A 21,478-nucleotide genomic window follows, 5' to 3' on the forward strand; every position below is an offset into this window, starting at 1 on the left:
TCCTTTCAGATTTAAAAATTAATGTGAATGTGTTGCTTCAGAATTTTCTTGTGAATCAGAATGTTCCCCATGGTTCATCTCACTATGATCCATGTTTCCCATTTTCATGTGTTCACTGTGTTCCATTGGAGCTGGACTAAATTCTAAGTGTGTAGATGAATAGCTTGAACGACCAACGTGTTCTGCTTTTAATAATTCATCAAATTTTTCTTTTGTTAATGGTTTTTCTTTTGTTTTTACATCAGAAGCCCATTTGTCGAAGTCTTTTTGTGTCATAGTTTGAGCTTCGAATTCCATTTCAGCAAATCCACGACCGTTAAAGTTAGAGTTACGGCCCATGAATGAACCAACCTCATCAGCGGCAAGGTGAATAGTTGTTAACATGTCACTCATCGCATATTTTTGACCAGCTAATTGAGGGATCCAGAAACTTGTGATTGGTCCGAATGAGTAAAGTTTAAACTCAATTGGACGGTCAGTTGGAATATTTACATAGTTTACAGTTTCAATACCTTGCTCTGGATAGCTAAAATGCCATTTCCAGTTAGAAGATGATGCGTAAATAACAAGTGGCTCTTTATTGTCATAACCATCTGGCTGAGACTCTACTGTACTTGTTGTTCTTACAGTAACAATTGCTAAGAATGCCACTATAATAATAGGGATAACTGTCCATGTAATTTCAAGTAGATGACTACCCTCTTCGTGAGGAGGCTCATAATCGGCAGATGCTTTTGAAGCACGGTATTTTGTTAGCATAAATGCTAAAAGCACGTACACGACTAGTAATATAAAGGCCATTGTTATAATGGATAAAATAATTGTGTCTGATAATGTTTTGGCATTTGGCCCTTTTGGATCAAAGATTGTTAGGGGTTCGCAGCCAGAAAGAACTGCAAGCGCACCAAATGCAACAAACATTAAGCTTAACTTTTTCTTCATGTTTGACTCCTTTCTATAAAACGGCTATTCATAAATTTTTTTTGTGTATAGATTCGAATTTATAAATAGTGGGTAATAAGGTCACCTCTTTTAGTTTTTGTACCAATCAAATAATAAGAAATACTTACAATGGCATGGTTCATTATGAAACATTGAATCTAGTATTTGATTGGTCTAGTGCAAGCGTTCGCAAAATCATTAATCTGTGTAATCGATTTTTAGACAATGTGTCATAATCGATCGACACAAAAAGTCATTGTTTGCACATTGGATTATACGCTCCGTTTCAAAGAAAAAAAATTATTTTTTTATATTTTTAATAATAAACTAGGGATGAATATGAACATTTTTTGAACAAAAATCGTTATTTCAATATTAGTATTTTTGTGTTTAATTAAATAAACACTGTTGAAACGTTGAAAACACTGAGTTTCTCATGTTTAACTATGTAAATAGTTTTTTTTGTGAAAATATCATTTCACATTTTAGACTTCATTTTGTAATAAAATCACCGCTATATTAAGGTTTCGAATGCTTTTTTGTTGCGTTTTTTAAAAAGGGGAGTACATGGAAAGTGAAATAATGGATATATAAGGATAAACTATCAATGTAAGGTATGATTGGAAAAGGATATTTCGGAAACAGCTTTTAATTATGTTAATATAATTATGCACTTCCGTATTTTGTATTGAAGATATTTTATTCGAAAAGTAAAAATAGCAAACTAAGGATATCCTTGGTTTGCTAAATTTGGTTATAAAGGCGAAGATAAATGTTCTAAGCAGAGAGAAGGTGAAGTTTTACTTTTTTTAGCTCAATTAAAAGCGGAATTAATTAGTTTTAAGCTCCAAGCTTTAGCCATTTTGCTACTTGTCCATAGATAGTATTTTGAAGTTTTGGGGCTAGGTTATTCATCTTTAAGGCGAAGTACAATGTTTTCATTAAATTTAATGTGCACGTGCGTCCACTAAAAAAGGCTTCGTTATAGCCTTGCGTCACTAAGTGCATTTCAAACTTATCAAATACCTGCTCGATAAATTCTATTAATGCTTCCTCGGAGTAGTCACGAGCTAGTAACGCTTCAATTATATTAATTAAGCGTTCCTCCTCATCGTTAACATAGACAGTATCTTTCCAAGTAACAAGTTTCAATGCATGTAAAATTAAAGGCGCATGCTGTAAATCAAATTTAGGGTGTTTAATCGTCACTGCTGCTAAATCTGCACCATGTGCAATGCTATGCGCCCAGCCTTTATCATGAACATGACCTCGCGTATCTTTTTCCAATAATAAATAACGGCCAATCTTTTGAAAGAAAACCTGTAGACATTCATCATTTAAAACTAGTAGTTCGGCATCTTTTGCAAGAATACTTGCTGCAAGTAAAGCGGAAAACGAACGTGTAAAGACACTATCTGTCGATTCTTCACCTATGTTTAAATATAAAAAATCGTCGCCTATTACAGTATCAAATAAATATCCTAGCTGCTCGGGGCTCAGTAGATTATCGCTAAGTAGATCAATAAAAGTACGGTAAATTAATTTGTCTCGTAATTCGGCATCTGGTGAGCCAATGTGCGTTAACATTTCTTGTAACAACCAATCGCCATTGTGCAACATGAATTCTTGTCGCGCTGGAAGTGTCATTGTTGAAAATGATTGTAATGTATTTTTGATATCCATATGTAATTCCTCCGAAGTTAAGTTTATTCTCTATATGAGAACTTTTTTAAAGTATTCCTTGATGATTATTTGTCCTCTAACATATGCGTAGACAGAATAAAAATGCTTATATGGAACTAGGTTTTGTTTTATTATAACGCTACACAGATAATTTGTTGATTGGTGAAGTTTTCAACGAGTGTATTCACAATAAGAATTCCAGAATCAAGAGAAAGTTGATATGATAGACAAGCAACAAAAAGGGGTAGACTAAACGAGTGTACTATTAAATACATACTTATTTATAAATGTCTTATATTGATGGAAAACAAAATGGTCGGGTGAATCTTTGTGAATTTAATATGAGGATTGTTTCTTTTTCGAATTACTCACTTTACTGTAGTCATGCATCGACGCCGCTTTCGCACAGAAAAGATTTGTTGCTGTCGCTTCGCTTTCGCACGGAAAAGATTTGTTGCTGTCGCTTCGCTTTCGCACAGAAAAGATTTGTTGCCCCAAGCGGCTCATCGGACGCCCCTAAGGAAAGCGATCAAGTCGGAACGGAAATCAAATCAATCGCCTCGGTTTGCCGGCGAAGAATCATATTTAAAATGATACCTTAATTTCATTGACACAATAGTTTTCAATAAAAAAAGACATACCTATTAAAGTATGTCTCATCCTAGTTATGATATAACGGCTGACTTGATACCGAGCGGCCATTCAGTAAAGGTATTTTGATTAGTTTTTAATTCTACGAGAATATTTGCGTTTTTAATGGCATCGATTAGCCATTCACTATAATGAAGATTCGGTTGAGAATGCATTAAGATTCGTTGCATATCTTTTTTGTCGATACTTAGAAGTTTATAGTTGCATTCAATGTGTACACTTTGGGGAATAATAAAAAGTGACTCATGCTGGTGTCCAAGTGAAATTGAGCCAGGAATGTTTCCTTGGATACTTATAATATGTGTAATCGCTTCTTGTGTGTATAAATCAATCTTAGTCCTTGTGAGTATTTCAAATTCAATCGGATAATCCTTCTGATAGGGACCGTCCGCTGTAGAAAACGAAACAACTTTAATTGATAGTGCCTCAAACATAGGAGAGATGCTACTACCAAATTCACTAACTGTATCTATTAATTGCATGTATTCCACTCCTTGTGAAGAACTTTAAATTACAAAGAAGGCTGGATGCCTGTAAACAGAAATAAAGAAAAGATAATATTAATTATAATACAATTTATTACAAAATATGAAAATTTTTTGTTAAAAATAAGTAGTGGATAAATTTATAAATATATAAATGATGCAAAAGTAGCTTACTGGTAAAGCGGTCAGTCGAATACGGGAATCAACCCATGTTATGATGATAATTCAATAAGAACTAAAACTAATAAGTAAAATAGAGGTAAAGAGGTGAGAAAAATGACAAAGCGAAAACGGCATGTTATCAAACATGACAATATTGTTGTTTTTCCTGGTGCTGTTCAGACATTAATACGTGAAGGGCATATGTATGCGGAAAATTATCAATATGAAGAGGCTGTGGCAAGCTTTGAAAAAGCATTTTTATATGAAGCTGGAGACGAAAATGCATTAAGTACCTACGCGTATGCTTTATATGAATTAAAAGAATACGATAAAGTTAAAAATGTTTGTGAGCAATTGTTTGCTATAGGGACGACATTGTATGTGGAAGTAATGGAACTGTATGTTACAGTTTGTATGCAGCTAAAGGAATACCATCAAGTAGAGTCGTTAATTACGACATTAATTGAAGAAAACGTACTTCCCGAAGATCAGCTTGAGAAATTTGAACGCTTAAGAAGCTTGAATCAAGAGGTTGCTAGGAATCTTCAAAAAAAAGAGGATGCAAAACGATTGTTAGAAGAGCAAGAATATGAACTTTCGAAATTTAGTGCTTTAACCCCAAACGAACAATCTATTCGATTACATCGCTTAATGGATACGAATGTACGACAATTAAAAACAGCACTGAAAGAAATTATAGAATGTCCAACAATCCATCCATTTGTTCGGAGCCTTGCATTAATTTTATTAGTGGAACAAGAAGTGTCAATTGACATTTCAGTTTCAAAATTTGATCAAACTATAACTGTTAATCCTAATAATTTAGTACTACCAAATCAGTTGCCTCAGTATAGGGAAGTAAAAAAAATAATTGAAAATAAATTAGAGCAAGACCCATCGACGTTGGAAATGGTACAATACTTAATGGCGAAGCATGCCATTGTAACGTATCCGTTTGAATGGCACCCATTCGAAGCTGATGATATTGCTTATAGTTATATTGACTTTGTACAGTCTATGTTAGGAAAAGTACAGGAAATGGACTATGAAATCATCGATTTTTTACAAATGTTAGAAAAATTAACAGAACTCCATGAAGTATGAAATAAGTTGAAACTATACGCATCTATGTTATACTAAAATGGTTGTCAAAATCGTAGTTACGAATGAATTGTCTAACATTAAACTTGATCATTTATTTGGAGGTATTTATACATGTCAGCAAAATGGGAAAAACAAGAAGGTAATATCGGTACTTTAACAATCGAAGTACCAGCTGCAGAAATAGACGCAGCAATGGACCAAGCGTTCAAAAAAGTTGTAAAACAAATTAACGTACCAGGTTTCCGTAAAGGGAAAATGCCTCGTAAAATGTTTGAACAACGTTTTGGTATCGAATCTTTATACCAAGATGCATTAGAAATCATCGTTCCTGAATCTTATTCAAAAGCGATCGATGAAGCTGGAATTATGCCAGTTGATTACCCAGAAATTTCTGGTACAGAAAACTTCGTACACGGTAAAGATTTCACATTTACTGCTCAAGTAACTGTAAAACCAGAACCAAAACTTGGTGAGTACAAAGGTTTAGAAGTTGCGAAACTTCCAGTTGAAGTTACTGACGAAGAAGTAGAAGCACAAATTCAAGACCAATTAGCTCGTAAAGCAGAGCTTGAAATTAAAGAAGATGAAGCAATCGTAGAAGGCGATACAGCTACAATTGACTTTGAAGGTTTCGTAGGTGAAGAAGCATTTGAAGGTGGTAAAGGTGAAGACTATCCACTAGAAATCGGTTCAGGCTCATTCATCCCAGGCTTTGAAGAGCAACTTGTAGGTACGAAAGCTGGCGAATCAAAAGACGTAGTTGTAACTTTCCCAGAAGAATACCATGCAGCTGAATTAGCTGGTAAAGAAGCTACTTTCAAAGTAACTGTAAAAGAAGTTAAAACGAAAGTTCTTCCTGAATTAAACGACGAGTTCGCTAAAGAATTAGACCCAGAAGTTGAAGGCGTTGAAGCTTTACGTACTAAAATCAAAGAGCAAACTGCTGAACAAAAACAAGCTGAATCTGATGCAGCACTTCGTGATCAATTAGTTGAAAAAGCTGCTGAAAATGCAGAGTTCGAAGTACCTGCTGGTATGATTAACTCTGAAACTGATCGTATGTTACAAGAATTTGGTCAACGTTTACAAATGCAAGGAATGAACTTAGACCTTTACTACCAATTCTCAGGTCAATCAGAAGAAGATTTACGTGGACAAATGAAAGAAGAAGCAGAAGGCCGTGTACGTGTATCTTTAACACTTGAAGCAATTGCTGAAGCTGAAAAAATTGAAGCAACTGAAGCTGATATCGAAGCTGAATTAGAAAAAATGGCTGCTCAATTTAACATGACTAAAGAGCAAATTACTGGAGCTTTAGGCGGCACAGCAGTTCTTGAAAACGACATTAAAATTCAAAAAACAGTTGAATTTTTAGTAGAAAACGCTAAAATTACTGAATAAGATTTTTTTGTAACTGGATAGAAAAATGAAAACAAGGTACGGCATTAAACCGTGCCTTGTTTTATAACATATTTTTTATTTAGATTAAGCTAGATTCCCCTTTAGATTTAGTTCGGTTAATTATATTATTAATATACGACTATTTTCACCGCAAAAAGCATCCTCCATTAGGAAATACTTTTTTGAAAAGGGGCAGGAAAGGCCTTTACACTTCTCTAATACATAGTATTGTTTGACTTTTCACACGATGCTAAAAATTTAACTTTATACAGCAGAGAAAAGGCTTTAGTTTAACTTCTTGCGGCAATTATTTTTTGTAGCGAATGCCAATTGTCAGCTACAAATGTTTTATGTAACGTAAGTGAAACGGCAGTTACAAATGTTTTATGTAGCGAAAGCAAAGCGTCAGCTACAAAAGTCTCCACCTCTATAGGTGGTGAAATGAATGCAGTTTTAAGTCACTTTTCAGCGGGTATCCAGTCGCTACGCTTTCGGCTCATAAGACATCTGCTAAAAGAAGTCAAAGCCTCCGGTTGATCCCGGACACAATTATGCCGAGGCATAATTGATTGATGTCTCAATTCTTCCAAATGAGGAACAATGAAATACATCCTCTTCTGAATGAAGTTAAGCCTCTGGCGAATGTAATAAATTTTAAAGAAATTAAGATATTCATATATGAGTATCTTTAACTTGTACTATCGGGTACATCAGTGAAGTCACAAGTCAAATATTGACGGACAGAGATCTTATCGAAATGAAAGGTCTCTGGTCGCTAGAGGTTTCTGAAGAATCAGTCAGTTACACTTACGTGAAAATAAAATGTTTAATTAGCGTCACAGATGAGACTCTGCAGCAAAGCGACTCATCGGACGCCGTAAGGAAAGCGTTAGTCGGAACGGAAATCGACTATACTTTATGATGATGAGCTGGAATGAAGCCGATAAATTGGCATTCTTTATGATAAATGTTAATGTTTTTGTACAATGGATGTCGAATTATTTTAAAAATCTTGAAACATTATCGCCGTGCTTTAAATAGATGCAGACAATTTATTTGATAAAGATTCAATAATCTTGTAAGATTGTTGCTTGAATAGGGGTGAAACATATTGTTCAAATTTAATGATGAAAAAGGCAATTTAAAATGCTCATTCTGTGGAAAGCCACAAGAACAGGTACGTAAACTAGTTGCAGGTCCTGGTGTTTATATTTGTGATGAATGTATCGAACTTTGTTCAGAAATCGTTGTAGAGGAACTGGGCGTTGAAGAAGAAATTGAATTTCAAGATATTCCAAAACCGAAAGAGATCTTAACGATTTTAGATGAGTATGTAATAGGACAAGAACGTGCTAAAAAAGCTTTGGCAGTTGCGGTTTACAATCACTACAAACGCATTAATACAAACAGTAAAATTGATGATGTAGAATTAGCAAAATCGAACATTGTGTTAATCGGCCCAACTGGTAGCGGTAAAACTTTATTGGCCCAAACATTGGCGCGTATATTAAACGTTCCTTTTGCTATTGCAGATGCTACTTCTCTAACAGAAGCTGGCTATGTTGGTGAAGACGTTGAAAATATCTTATTAAAATTAATTCAATCCGCAGATTACGATATCGAGCGTGCTGAAAAAGGAATCATCTATATTGATGAAATCGATAAAGTTGCACGTAAGTCAGAAAATCCATCCATTACACGCGATGTTTCTGGTGAAGGTGTACAACAAGCACTTCTGAAAATTTTAGAAGGTACGGTTGCAAGTGTCCCACCACAAGGTGGTCGTAAGCATCCTCATCAAGAGTTTTTACAAATCGATACTACAAACATCTTATTTATTGTTGGTGGAGCATTTGATGGAATAGAATCCATTATTAAACGTCGTCAGGGTGAAAAAGTAATTGGCTTTGGTTCAGATCCAAACAAAATTGATGCGGATGAAGGCTCAATTATGGCGAAGCTTATTCCGGAGGATTTATTAAAATTTGGTCTAATTCCAGAATTCATCGGTCGATTACCAGTACTTGCGAGTCTAGAACAATTAAACGAGGCTGCGCTTGTACAAATTTTAACGGAGCCTAAAAATGCACTAGCTAAGCAATATCAAAAAATGCTTGAACTAGATGGTGTTGAGCTTGAGTTTGATGAAGGTGCGCTTTCTGAAATTGCAAAAGAAGCAATAGAACGAAAAACAGGTGCACGTGGTCTTCGTTCAATTATTGAGTCAACTATGCTTGATGTAATGTACGAACTACCTTCACGCGAAGATGTGAAAAAATGTATCATTACGGCAAAAACAATTACGGATAAAGAAAAACCGAAATTGCTTCTTGAAGATGGCACTGAACTCGATGAAGGTAGCGACACAAAAACTTCAGCATAACGAACAGGCTTGGGTGTCTATTGTTATGAGATAAAGAGTAATTTAGCTGACTTCGATTGTGCAATATCCGCACATATCGACAGTCAGCTTTTTATTCATTCATACATAAAGCCAACTGTAATTAAATGAAATTTTTGGCTCAATTGATTAACTAGTGTGAATCAGTTTTTTAGACACATACTAGTAGCGTGGGAGTGAATAAGAAAATTTTGACGGAGGTGAATACCCGCATGGTGACAATACAAAAAACAACAAATGTACCATTATTGCCTTTACGTGGACTTTTAGTATACCCGTCGATGGTGTTACATATTGATGTGGGTAGAAATCGTTCTGTAGCAGCGCTAGAACAAGCGATGTTAGAGGACCAATTGATATTATTGGTAACACAAAAAGAAGTGCATGATGAACAGCCTGATGAGCAAGATTTATATACAGTTGGTACGATGGCATATGTCAAACAGATGCTAAAACTACCAAATGGAACACTGCGTATTTTAGTGGAAGGTGTGGCGCGTGCAACATGGTCTAACTATCGCGCGTTAGACAAATATACGATTGTTGACATCGATGTTAAGGAAGAAACAAACGGTAAGGATGTTGAAACGCAGGCTTTAATGCGTACTTTGTTAACGTATTTCGAAAGATACGCTAAAGGCTCTAATAAAATTACATCTGAAACCATTAGTACTGTGGCAGACATTGAAGAGCCCGGTCGTTTAGCAGACATCATCGCATCGCATTTACCCTTTAAGATTGCAGATAAACAAGAAGTATTGGAGATGCTCAGTGTAAAGAAGCGTTTAGATCATTTAATTATTCGTTTACATGACGAGCAAGAAGTACTTGATCTTGAGAAGAAAATTAATTCAAAAGTTAAGCAATCCATGGAGCGTACGCAAAAGGAATATTACTTACGTGAACAAATGAAAGCTATTCAAACTGAACTAGGAGACCGTGAAGGGAAAACTGGCGAAGTAGCTGAATTACGTAAACGTATTGACGAAACAGGAATGCCTGAATCAACGAAAGAAGTAGTGCTTAAAGAGTTGGATCGGTATGAGAAGATACCGGCAGCTAGTGCAGAGAGTGGCGTAATCCGAAACTATATTGATTGGATTGTTTCTCTACCATGGACAAATGCGACTGAAGATCGCATGAATATCGAACTTGCAGAGAACATTTTAAATCGTGATCATGACGGATTAGAAAAAGTAAAAGAACGTATATTGGAATATTTAGCTGTACGTCAATTAAAAAAATCGTTACGTGGACCAATATTATGTTTAGCTGGCCCTCCAGGTGTAGGTAAAACGTCATTAGCTCGATCTATAGCAGAAAGCTTGGATCGCAAATTTATCCGTATTTCATTAGGTGGGGTAAGAGATGAATCGGAAATTCGTGGTCATCGTCGTACGTATGTTGGGGCAATGCCAGGTCGTATTATCCAAGGAATGAAAAAGGCAGGGACAATCAATCCTGTGTTCCTTCTTGATGAAATTGATAAAATGTCTAATGACTTCAAGGGAGATCCGGCAGCAGCAATGCTTGAAGTTTTAGATCCTGCTCAAAATAATACATTTAGTGATCATTACATCGAAGAACCTTATGATTTATCAAATGTATTATTTATAGCAACAGCCAATGATTTAAGTACAATTCCTGGGCCGTTACTAGACCGTATGGAAGTAATCTCAATTGCTGGTTATACAGAAATTGAAAAAGAACAAATTACGAAAAATCATTTAATACCAAAACAGTTAAAAGAGCATGGCTTGAAAAAAACACAAGTTACTATTAAAGACGAAGCCGTAGTGGATATCATTCGTTATTATACTCGTGAAGCAGGTGTTCGCGGACTAGAGCGTCAAATTGCAACCCTATGTCGTAAAATCGCTAAAATCATCGTTTCTGGTGAGAAAAAACGAGTAACAGTGAGCTCGAAAACCTTAGAGGAATTAATCGGTAAACACCGTTTCCGATATGGGCAAGCAGAAGAGGAAAATCAAATCGGTGTAGCTACTGGGCTTGCTTATACAACTGTGGGTGGTGATACATTACAAATTGAGGTATCATTAACACCTGGTAAAGGAAAATTGCAGTTAACTGGGAAGTTAGGCGATGTCATGAAGGAATCTGCTCAAACAGCTCTCTCGTATGTCCGTACAAAAATGGAAGATCTAAAAGTGGATTCGGAATATTTTGAAACACATGATATTCATATTCACGTTCCTGAAGGGGCTGTGCCAAAAGATGGACCTTCGGCAGGTATTACAATGGCAACTGCAATTGTTTCCGCAATTTTACACCGTCCAATACGCCGTGAAGTTGGCATGACAGGTGAAATTACATTACGTGGACGTGTACTGCCAATTGGTGGCTTAAAGGAAAAAACACTCAGTGCGCATCGAGCTGGCTTAACGACAATTATTTGTCCGAAAGATAATGAGCGAGATATTGAGGATATTCCTGAAAGCGTACGCGAACAACTAACATTTAAACTAGTGTCATCGGCTGATGAAGTATTAGCTCATGCACTGGACGGAGGTTTTTAAGAAAATGAAAGTCCATAACGTAGAAATGGTCATTAGTGCTGTAAGACCAGACCAATATCCAGAAGATGGACTGCCAGAATTTGCACTAGCCGGTCGCTCAAATGTGGGGAAATCCTCATTTATTAACCGAATGATCGGTCGTAAAGCTTTAGCACGTATTTCTTCTAAACCCGGAAAAACACAAACGCTTAATTTTTACAAAATTGAAGAGCAGTTATTTTTTGTAGATGTTCCGGGTTATGGTTATGCAAAGGTTTCAAAGACTGAGCGTGAAGCATGGGGAAAAATGATTGAGCGTTACTTCACAGGGCGCAATGAATTAAAGGCAGTCGTACAAATTGTTGATTTACGTCATCCTCCTACAGCTGATGATCGCATGATGTATGATTTTTTAAAGCATTACAATATTCCTTGTATTGTCATTGCAACAAAAGCAGATAAAATTCCAAAAGGTAAATGGGATAAGCATAAAAAAGTCGTAAAAGAAACGCTAGATATGGAAAAAAATGATCCACTTATTGTTTTTTCTTCAGAAAAAGGAATTGGCTTTGAAGAAGCTTGGCGTACAATCGAAAATAGAATGTAATAAGAAAACATCTATTGAGTCTATTATTTAGGACAGTAGATGTTTTTTTATTGAAAATTGACGGAATCGCTTGATGAATGAAACAAATGACCGATAAATTAAATAGGAGGTGGACTAAATGGATATCGCAGGTTTATCAATGGCAATGAATCAAGCAACTTTAATGCAAAATGTATCTCTTGCTGTAACGAAACAAGCAATGGAGATGCAACAGCAAAATTCACAACAATTAGTTGAAATGTTAGATGCTCCACATCCTACAGCCGGACATACAATAGACGTTCAAGTATGATGCAGCAAAGGTAGCTTGAAATTAGAAGCTACCTCTATCTTTGTGTCTAGTGATGGTAGATTTAACTTCTTTCAGCGGATGTCACGGAAATATACTGAGGCATAATTGATAAAGTAAGTAAAAGTACTAAAATGCAACTTTTTTCAATAGTAAAAACTACCAATATTACGATATACTATTTATAAATAACATTTTAAGGAGGCGGGATTTGTTGAAGAAGATTCCATACATATTAACGATTTTGTTACTAGCAATTCTCGGGTTTTCATCAAATCAAACAGCACAAGCTGCCCAAATGGTGACTGGAACTTTTGTCGATGTAACATTTTCAGAATTTGAAAATTCCAATGGAGTAATAGAAAAAAAGCTTAGTAAAATTACTTTGCAAAATGATAGCGGTCGTCAGGTTACATACAATATAAATAATAGTGCCCGCCTGTATATTAATAATACAGAGACAACAATTGAAGGCTTTAAGATGGGAATGAAAGTAGAAGCGGAAATTTCCCTTCGAAGTGTTGTTGAGCTTCGAGGTACTTCTGATTCTACAAAAGAAACAGAATCTCCAACAGTTGAACAAAATACTAAAACACTTGCTGGGGTAGTGACAAGTATTGATCCAAATGGACTATTCATTATGCTAAAGTCAGATTTTGGAGTAGAAACAACCTATTATATAAATAAAGATACAAGCTACCAAAAAAACTCCTCTGCAGTAGATATTAGCGCATTATATGTAGGGGATCGTGTTAAGCTTAGCCTTAAAAATCGAAACACATCCATTGTCACGAAGATCGAAATTAGTGAGACGGGTACATTAGTTGAAAACCTATATAAAGGTGAGATTCAAACGGTTAATGCCAATGCAAATAAATTAACTGTCAAAAACCAACATGCTTTTATAAATTGGCAATTTGGTTCCGATACAACAACATCTTTATCAACGATGAACTTTTCATCGAAGGTTCCGGTATATGTTGGGAACACAAAAATTAATAAAGATCAATTGAAAAATTACATTGGCAGTGAAGCGTATTATGCAACAGTTAAACAATTTGGCAAAGAAGTAATTGAAAAGATTGTTGTATTAAAAAACAACGAGCGTACTTACTATGAGCCTATGCTTTCTGTAGATAGTAAATATCAATTATTAAAACTTAAATATGCTGGCACATTATATTTCCACGATGGAACGATTTTAATTAGAAATGGTCGTTTAATTGAACCTACTGGTTTATTAGCTTATGGTACAGCCTTTGTTATTTCGGACGGTGCTGCACGTGATCATTATGCTCAAGTTGTCCAAGTAACAAGTGATAGCTTTATGTCACCAAACTTAGCAGATCATGAATTATATTATGGACGCTTATCACAAGCAGATGGCTACCTAATCGAAATTGATGATGCGATGAAGATCGAGTCAAATGTCTTCAAGAAAACAGAGCGTACTGTACTATCTGTTAGTAATTCAACAAAAGCAAAAGTAGATGATGGTAACAAAACATTCAATGTCATTCCTGATATTGAGCTTCATTTATACGAAGGGGAATATGGATACTTCTATGTGAAGGATGGTCATGTACAGGCCCTTCATATTCTTAATAAAGCTAAACCAGTTGCACCATTAATGTTAACTGGTAAACTACAGTCAGTTAAATCGAAATACCCAGCTGTAATCAATGTGAAGAGCGTTAGTCAATGGCAAAATGGTCGTTGGTATGAAGCTGGTGAAATGGTTGATATGAATATTGACCAAGCAACAATTATTAAAGCTGGTAAAGTTATTCAAGCATCTGATTTAAAACCTGCTGATCGTTTAGTAGTATTATCAGATCGTTTTGTTAAAGCTCATCTAATATTAGTTGATTAATAAGAAATCTGTGAGTTTTCTTTAAGTATATTTACGACGAAGGTATTCAACCTTAAGCGAATTTTTTAGCACATGCTTATGATGAAAGACTTTGTAGCGCTAGGAGTAGAAAGATAGCAAATTTAACCTTGAATTTTTAGGTGTGTTGATTAGGTTCATCACCAAAAGTTGTGGATGACTTTTGTTAAAACGACTACTATGTAAATAAGTTGATTGGAGTGGAGGCTGGGCGACTCCTTGGGGATTAGCGCCACAGATGAGACCCTGGAGCGAGCCTCGCGAGTGAAGCGGCTCATCGGACGCCCCCAGGAAGCTCTGCTCTGCGCGAAAGCGAAGCGGCAGCAACAAAGCGCCCAGCCGGAACGGAAATCAACACGCGTTTTGGTGATGATCGGTTGATTAGGAAAAATTAGCGCTATTTGTTATGAGTGTTCTATCACTTTGCTTACATCAACACACCTGCTTATTTTGTAATCTTAAAGAAAAAAATTGACAGCACCAGATGCGGATATGTATGGATTGAAAGAGAGGGAAAAAAAAGAATGCGGAAATATTTATCTAAAATAATGTTAGTGGTCCTTGCTGTATTTACTATTGGAGCTACTATCCCAGAAAATGCATCAGCTGCTTCATTAGAAACAACAGGTGCTGTAAAAAATGAATATACATATGAGGAAGCTGTTTTCATAACAGGAACACCCATTATATTTAAAGGCACTAGTAAAGACATTAATATTACACAAAAAGAATCTAAAGGAAAGTTAACTGAAACATATAATTTAAAGTTAAAAGCAAGTAACGGTGCTACATTGACACGAAATATTGCATATGAATCAGATGTTGTAGATTATGCTACGATTGGTCAAAAAACATCGAATGGTGTTGTGAAAAAATATACAGAGAAAATTGTTGTTGGGAAAACAACATATTCATTGGTTGATTATCAATTTTCACAAGGTACTGTAACGGACAATCGAGTAGCCTCTGATTATTTCTCAGGAAATGTGATTTCGAGAAAAACATATGCCTATCAAACAGGGACCGGGAAAAATGCAGTCCAAAATACTGTAACAATTGATACTGATAGTCGTCATGCTGGCTATGAAAACTTCTGGGGAGCAACAGAAACACAAATTACAGAAGCTGTTTATAGTTATAGCGATGGTAAGACAAGCCATGTGAAAAATCGTTTATCTACAAGTAAATCACGTGTACTAAACTATGAAGAAAACCTAGGGAGTTTAGGGAGCTTTGATGGTGGATATGCGGTAGTAAGTGATAAGGATGTTATTTCTGAATATACGTATGATTTAGCCTCTGGACAAAAAGGTAATATGGACTTAGATACAGAATACATGCCGACAATTGAACGTCTAATCATTCCTAAGTTCCGTGATTTATCAAGTCATTATGCGAAACAAGCTATTGAAAAATTATACTCTTTAGGTATTTACACTGATGCAAGTAACTTCTTCTCACCAAATACCCCTATGAAGCGTATAGACTTTACAACGGCGATTGGTAAGGCAGTTGACTTACGTGTTATGGCAGAACCGAAAACGAAAAAAAAATCGACAACTACTACAAGTATTTTTAAAGATATCAACCGTTCAGTAAAAGATTACGCCTATATTGAGTCTGCGGTTAATAAAGGTGTTATTAAAGGTGTATCACCTGAGTATTTCATGCCTGATCGTCCAATTACTCGAGCACAAGCCGCTACTATTTATGTGCGTGCCTTAGGGCTTGAGAATAAGGCACCAGATCCAGGCTATGTAACAAAGTTTAAGGATGATGCGCAAATTCCAGCCTACGCAAGAGACGGTATTTACATTGTAAATGAGTTAGGCTTAATGACTGGTGACCCTGCAGGTCGATTTAATCCAAATCAGCCATTAACGCGAGCAGAAGCATCAGTAGTACTAGAACGTTTTTTGAATTATTTAGAAAATGATTTAAAACAAAACTATCGAGATGACATATTGTTCTTTAATTAAAGAAAGGACTGGACAATAAATGACGTATGCTAAAAAAGCATTTTTATCCCTGCTATGTTTCGTACTAGTCCTGATGACATCAGCCCCGGCTGTAACACAGGCGGCTACGAAAATTAATGATGTACCAACTAGTAATAGTAAATTCAAAGCTATTTCATGGGCAGTCGATAATGATTTACTCTCATTGAATAGCGCTAATAACTTTTTACCTAATGAGCAGTTAACTGAGCAAGAGCTAGTTGTCATGTTTGCAAAGCTTGATCGAAACTATGCATTAACATATAACGACAGTGTAGCTTATAACTTCTATAGTGATTTTTATTTACCGTTTAACGGTACCTATACAACAGCCAATCGTACAAAAGCTGTTACACGTGGACAATTTGCGCGTATATATGCTGCTTTTAAAGGCTTAGATTTAGATGAGCCTCAGGCTGTTCAATATTTATATACAAATGATATTTCAACAGGAAGCACTGGTCAAAAGACATTTGCCAATTTCAATCCTTCTACAAAATTAACTCGAGGAGATAGTGCTGAATTTTTATACCGCAGTGTACAAAACAGCAGCTTTGCTGTACTAGGATTAAAACGTACTGCAGCAGGCCGTGATAACGATAAAGTTACATTACCTCCGGGCTTTATGGGCTCAAGCAATACAGAATTTGAAGAGCCAAAGGATAATAACAATGATTTTACTGGACCGAAGTATGTGAATAATGCGCTACAAAGTATTGATGTTGAAAAAACAGATTTAATCGCAAATGGCCAAGATTCAACACTCATTACTGTATCTTTGAAAGCTTGTAATGGTGATCCATTACCTGATGATAAATCTTATACATTCCGTGTAACTTCATCAAATGGTGCAAAAATTGTTGACACATCTGGTGAAGCTGTTCGAAATGTACAATCAGATGGTTCCACTGTCTCTGCGATTGTGATAGCGCCAAAATTAACAAAATCTGTACGTGATACAATCTCATTTGAGCTTATTAACAACACAGATCCTAATATGAAATGTCTTGTAGGTGAAAAACTTAATGCACATGTCCGTTACTCACCTCAGCCGGAAATGCGCATCGATTATCAAGTGTATGATCCGAAAAACACTGATGATGAAAATGGAAATGTCACACCTCCATATGTACCGTATGAAAAATTACCGGAGTTCTTTACGGAAAATATTGTCAACGTCCATTGGATTGATAGAGATAAAAAACTATTTAGTATTGGGCAGCAAACAAATGTAACAAATGCTCTAGGAAATGTTGAAAATAAATATTTACAATATGGTGGCAGTGATACAAAATACCCTGCGTTAGGTTATGAGAATGCCATTTTACAGTTTGAAAACTATAATATTTCCGTTTGGCTGTTCGAAGAGATTGTTGAAAAACGCTTGAAGGATTCGGTTAATGATACGATTGAAATTATGTATATGATTTCAGATGATGGGCGTCCAATTTATCGTATTCAAGGAATTGATGATGCAATTGCCTCACAGGTTGAGAACATTAACCCAGTCGGAGCTATTATTCAACTTATGGGTTATTTACCAGATGAGAAAAAGCTGACGCTTGAACATTATGATAGTGTTATGAAAATTTATGCTATTTTTACAAGCTTGAGTAGCTATGATCGAACGGTATTATTAAAATACCAAGGTGGTAAATTGCTCGGGCAAGTAGAAGCCTATAAAAAACGAGTGGAAGCATTAAAGGAAAGTGCGGAAGCGGCATCAAGACCATCTGGTAAAGATCGTTATACTAAGGTAATGGTTACATTAGTAAGACCAGGTGGAGAAATTATTACTGACTATCAAGGAACAGTGAAAATTAAATTTGATGGTGTTGAGAAAACAGCTTCATTTGTTACAAACACTTCGGATTATTTAAATAATACTGGAAGCCCAGGTACAGCTGTAGCGTACTTTGACTCGGTTATTTATGGGAAATCAAAAGCTGAAGCAACATTAGTAAACAAAGTAGATCCTCGTTATGCAACGATATTGAAGGATTTAAAAGATAAAACAATTACAAAGGAAATTTTCACAAATCCTTACTTTAGTAAAAATTCTTGTTCTTTAGCAACAGAAGTCGCTTACGTAGTTGATTACTCTGCTTCCATGAAAGCTTCTGACCAAACAAATTATCGCGGTAAGAAAATGATGGAAGTAATCGATCAGATCAAGGCTAAAAATAATATTGTTATTGAAACTAATACAAAAGCTACTATTCTTGGAGAAGGCAGTACAGACAATGTCTTGAAAAAAGATCTATATAAAGCATCAAAAGAGAAAGGTGCTACAGATATTTTTGCAGGTATAGATCTCGCTCTGTCAAAATTCTCAAATGACTCGAAAACTTCAAAAGCTATAATTGTCGTATCAGACGGTAAAACAAGTAAATCTAAAATGACAAAAGTGCTGAACGATGCGAAAAATAAAGGGGTTAAGGTTTTCACTGTAAGTATGGGCAAAAAATCACAAGTCAATGATGCAATTTTAATGCAACTGGCTGCTGAAACTGGTGGTACTTATTACCACGCAATTGATAACTTACAATTACATCAAGTATTCCAAAAAATTATCGATTCAATTTTATGTAAAACTTCGTCTTCAAGTTGCGTGAATCCTGAAAATTTATTCGAAGAAGCGACAGTCACTCTACGTAAGGGCAATATTACAATGAATGCAAGAATTGATGGTAATTGCTCAAATGTTGCAAAGGTTAATGTGAGATTCCCTTCTTTAAGTGGAGATGTGCAATTTGAATTGAATAAGCGTAGTGATAGTGTCTATATGCTAACAAAAACAGTTCAAACAATGCAGGATTTCAAAGTTAATAATGAAATTGAATTTGTAGCATATGATAAAGACGGTAAAATCATAGCTATAAAAACCGTGACAATAACAGACTAATAGATAAAAGTTATTTTTAAGCTGAACTAATTCTAACAATTAGTTCAGCTTTTTTACTCTAGATGACATATTCATATAGTACCTACGTGGGAGTGATTGCTGTGAATAAAATTAGTTTGGTTTCGTTACTTAAATAGCAAGGAATATGATAATACTATATCGAATAAGAAAAATATGGTGATTACTTCTTGCCTGTTTACGGATAATATTGAAAGTCATACTCGTACTTTTGGGGGGATTATTATGGTTAAGGACTCGTGGTTTACGATTCAGGAAATCGATAATAAAACGTTCGCAATTAGTGAATATGGACATTGGGAAAAGGTGCATTCATTTCTTTTAGTCGGCAATGAAAAAGCAGTTCTTATTGATACTGGTCTTGGAATAGATAATATTAAACGCATAACGGATCAATTGACTGATTTGCCGATTGTTGTTTTAACAACTCATGTCCATGCTGATCATATTGGAAACCATGGAGAATTTGAAAATATTTATGTTCATGAAGCTGACTCTGATTGGTTAACGGATGGTATTAAAGGATTGACCATAGAACAAATAAGAAGAGATATTAGTAGAGATATAACAATTCCTACTCCAAAAACATTTAATCCGGAAACATATAAACCATATCAAGGAACACCAACTGGCTTATTACAGGATGGTGATATGATTGATATAGGGAATAGACAATTAATTATTCATCATACTCCTGGGCATTCTCCAGGTCATATATGTGTTTTTGACAAAACTAACGGATATTTGTTTACTGGTGATTTACTTTATGATGAAACACCTATTTATGCTTTTTATCCTTCTACTAACCCTATTGATTTAGTCGATTCCTGGGAAAAGATATCAAAGATCCCGTATGTCACAAAAATTTATGGTTCACATAATACTTTAGGTCTTGAACCAAGTATCCTACAAGAACTCGTAAACGCTGTTAAGGAACTTAAAGAAAAGGATCTAGTAAGGTTTGGAACAGGGATTCATAAATTTAAAGGGTTTAGTGTACAGTTTTAATTTTTTCTTGAACGGAGATATAAGCTCGCCGCCTTTCATAGAAGGCGGTGTTTTTTCATTATGGTGATACCCTTATTCATTTAATAATTTTAATGAAGTCGGGGATATTATACCTAAAGATATTTCGAGGTGGAGACAAATGAGTAGAACTGTTTATCTTTGCTTAGTTTCATTTTGTACACTTTTTTTATTAACATTACATGTATCCGCAAAGGATAAGCCAAGTCCTTATGAGAAAATATATCCCGAAATAGGATATAAATCGGTAGAAAAAGCAGTGAGTGATTTTGAACAACATTTTAATCAAAAACTAAAGCTACCTCTTAGAGTACCCTCTATAAGCTTTACACATCATTTTGGACGATTCTACGATTCGAAGTATGAAGGCAATGACACATTTGAAGTGACACTTATCAATGACCAATTATCCGAAAATCACTATAAAATTGATATTCGTCCACTTAAGTATAAATTGCCTCTTAGAGAGAAATATGTAGTAAAAACTTATGAATTAAAAAATGGGATTGTGGCCACATATATGACCATTTCAGGTTTTAATGTGCTTGTTTTCGAGAGAGACAATTTGCAGTATATGCTAAGTATAGATAAACGAGTTTCAAATAAAGTAACCCCTGAAACTTTAGTGGACATAGCAAATTCTATTGATTATTAAATGGAACAAAAATTTTGATGTGACTCGAGAACAATAGTATATAAAAGTAAAAATAGCCTGTAAAAGATAATTAAACAAAGGCTATTTTTTTATATCTTAAAATAAATTTCATTTAAACTGTTCAAATTAATAATAGAGACGTTCAAATTTAGTTCGACTCTATTAGTATCATCTTTTTAAAACGAATGTCATATGGATAAGTTGATTGTAGTGGAGGCTTGGCGACTTCTTGGGGATCAGCGATAGAGGAACGAAGGCTAAAACCATCACGTCCTGTGATAACGCCTTCTTGACCAACATCGTGTTGGCCCGATACCCTGCAGCGAAGCGGATGTTTTCTGTGCGAAAGCGAAGTGCTAACGTAGCGGCAGCAAATGTTTTATCTGTGCGAAAGCGAAGCGACAGCAACAAATGTTTTATCTGTGCGAAAGCGAAGCGACAGCAACAAATGTTTTAACTGTGCGAAAGCGAAGCGACAGCAACAAATGTTTTAACTGTGCGAAAGCGAAGCGACAGCAACAAATGTTTTATCTGTGCGAAAGCGAAGCGTCATGCCGTAACGGAAATCAACCATACGTTTTGGTTAAGAGTAATTAAAATAATTAGTTCTGTCCTTTTAAAACAGTGTTCTGGACAAACATTAAATTTGAAACAGAACGTATAATTTGTTACACTTAGTTTATAATAATTCTAATCTGGATGACGAATTTCAGTTCTTCATGACATGTTCACAAATTTTTGATGA

General features: G+C 35.4%; 14 protein-coding genes. 11 read left to right on the plus strand and 3 right to left on the minus strand.

Annotated features, from left to right (window positions below; genetic code table 11):
* Positions 1–18: 18 nt before the first annotated feature.
* The 3 genes from qoxA to JNUCC51_RS18445 form a co-directional block, all read right to left on the minus strand.
* Positions 19–942: a cytochrome aa3 quinol oxidase subunit II gene (gene qoxA / locus JNUCC51_RS18435; RefSeq protein ID WP_337989195.1), complete on the minus strand. Its 924-nt coding sequence runs from the start codon at positions 940–942 to the stop codon at positions 19–21.
* Between the two features lie 840 nt (positions 943–1,782).
* A complete protein-coding gene (locus JNUCC51_RS18440; RefSeq protein WP_337989196.1) occupies positions 1,783–2,625 on the minus strand; it encodes a DUF2785 domain-containing protein in 843 nt (280 codons plus the stop codon).
* A 665-nt stretch (positions 2,626–3,290) separates the two neighbouring features.
* The gene (locus tag JNUCC51_RS18445) at positions 3,291–3,758 is read right to left on the minus strand and encodes a hypothetical protein (RefSeq protein WP_100545011.1); all 468 of its coding nucleotides are present in this window, start codon (positions 3,756–3,758) and stop codon (positions 3,291–3,293) included.
* A 279-nt stretch (positions 3,759–4,037) separates the two neighbouring features.
* Here JNUCC51_RS18445 and JNUCC51_RS18450 point away from each other — a divergent pair, with 279 nt between their 5' ends.
* From JNUCC51_RS18450 to JNUCC51_RS18500, 11 genes are all read left to right on the plus strand, one after another.
* Positions 4,038–5,027 carry a DUF3196 family protein gene (locus JNUCC51_RS18450; protein WP_337989197.1) on the plus strand — a complete coding sequence of 330 codons (990 nt, stop codon included), beginning with the start codon at positions 4,038–4,040 and terminating at the stop codon, positions 5,025–5,027.
* 111 nt (positions 5,028–5,138) lie between these two features.
* Positions 5,139–6,428, plus strand: coding sequence for a trigger factor (tig, locus tag JNUCC51_RS18455; protein ID WP_337989198.1), 1,290 nt, complete (start codon positions 5,139–5,141; stop codon positions 6,426–6,428).
* A gap of 1,111 nt (positions 6,429–7,539) precedes the next feature.
* The gene (clpX, locus tag JNUCC51_RS18460) at positions 7,540–8,811 is read left to right on the plus strand and encodes an ATP-dependent protease ATP-binding subunit ClpX (RefSeq protein WP_337989199.1); all 1,272 of its coding nucleotides are present in this window, start codon (positions 7,540–7,542) and stop codon (positions 8,809–8,811) included.
* 230 nt (positions 8,812–9,041) lie between these two features.
* Complete coding sequence (gene lon, locus JNUCC51_RS18465; RefSeq protein WP_337989200.1) at positions 9,042–11,366, plus strand: endopeptidase La; 2,325 nt, start codon at positions 9,042–9,044, stop codon at positions 11,364–11,366.
* Between the two features lie 4 nt (positions 11,367–11,370).
* Positions 11,371–11,952 (plus strand): ribosome biogenesis GTP-binding protein YihA/YsxC, encoded by a 582-nt coding sequence (gene yihA, locus JNUCC51_RS18470; RefSeq protein WP_337989201.1) that lies wholly within the window; start codon positions 11,371–11,373, stop codon positions 11,950–11,952.
* 118 nt (positions 11,953–12,070) lie between these two features.
* A complete protein-coding gene (locus JNUCC51_RS18475; RefSeq protein ID WP_337989202.1) occupies positions 12,071–12,244 on the plus strand; it encodes a YjfB family protein in 174 nt (57 codons plus the stop codon).
* Between the two features lie 211 nt (positions 12,245–12,455).
* Complete coding sequence (locus JNUCC51_RS18480; protein WP_337989203.1) at positions 12,456–14,114, plus strand: hypothetical protein; 1,659 nt, start codon at positions 12,456–12,458, stop codon at positions 14,112–14,114.
* Between the two features lie 542 nt (positions 14,115–14,656).
* Complete coding sequence (locus tag JNUCC51_RS18485; RefSeq protein WP_337989204.1) at positions 14,657–16,111, plus strand: S-layer homology domain-containing protein; 1,455 nt, start codon at positions 14,657–14,659, stop codon at positions 16,109–16,111.
* 19 nt (positions 16,112–16,130) lie between these two features.
* Positions 16,131–19,034 (plus strand): VWA domain-containing protein, encoded by a 2,904-nt coding sequence (locus JNUCC51_RS18490; RefSeq protein ID WP_337989205.1) that lies wholly within the window; start codon positions 16,131–16,133, stop codon positions 19,032–19,034.
* A 243-nt stretch (positions 19,035–19,277) separates the two neighbouring features.
* On the plus strand, positions 19,278–20,060 hold the full coding sequence (locus JNUCC51_RS18495) for an MBL fold metallo-hydrolase (protein WP_337989206.1): 783 nt from the start codon (positions 19,278–19,280) through the stop codon (positions 20,058–20,060).
* 139 nt (positions 20,061–20,199) lie between these two features.
* On the plus strand, positions 20,200–20,733 hold the full coding sequence (locus JNUCC51_RS18500) for a hypothetical protein (protein ID WP_337989207.1): 534 nt from the start codon (positions 20,200–20,202) through the stop codon (positions 20,731–20,733).
* The last annotated feature ends 745 nt before the right edge of the window (positions 20,734–21,478 follow it).

Source organism: Lysinibacillus sp. JNUCC 51 (assembly GCF_015999525.1).
Classification (GTDB): domain Bacteria; phylum Bacillota; class Bacilli; order Bacillales_A; family Planococcaceae; genus Lysinibacillus; species Lysinibacillus xylanilyticus.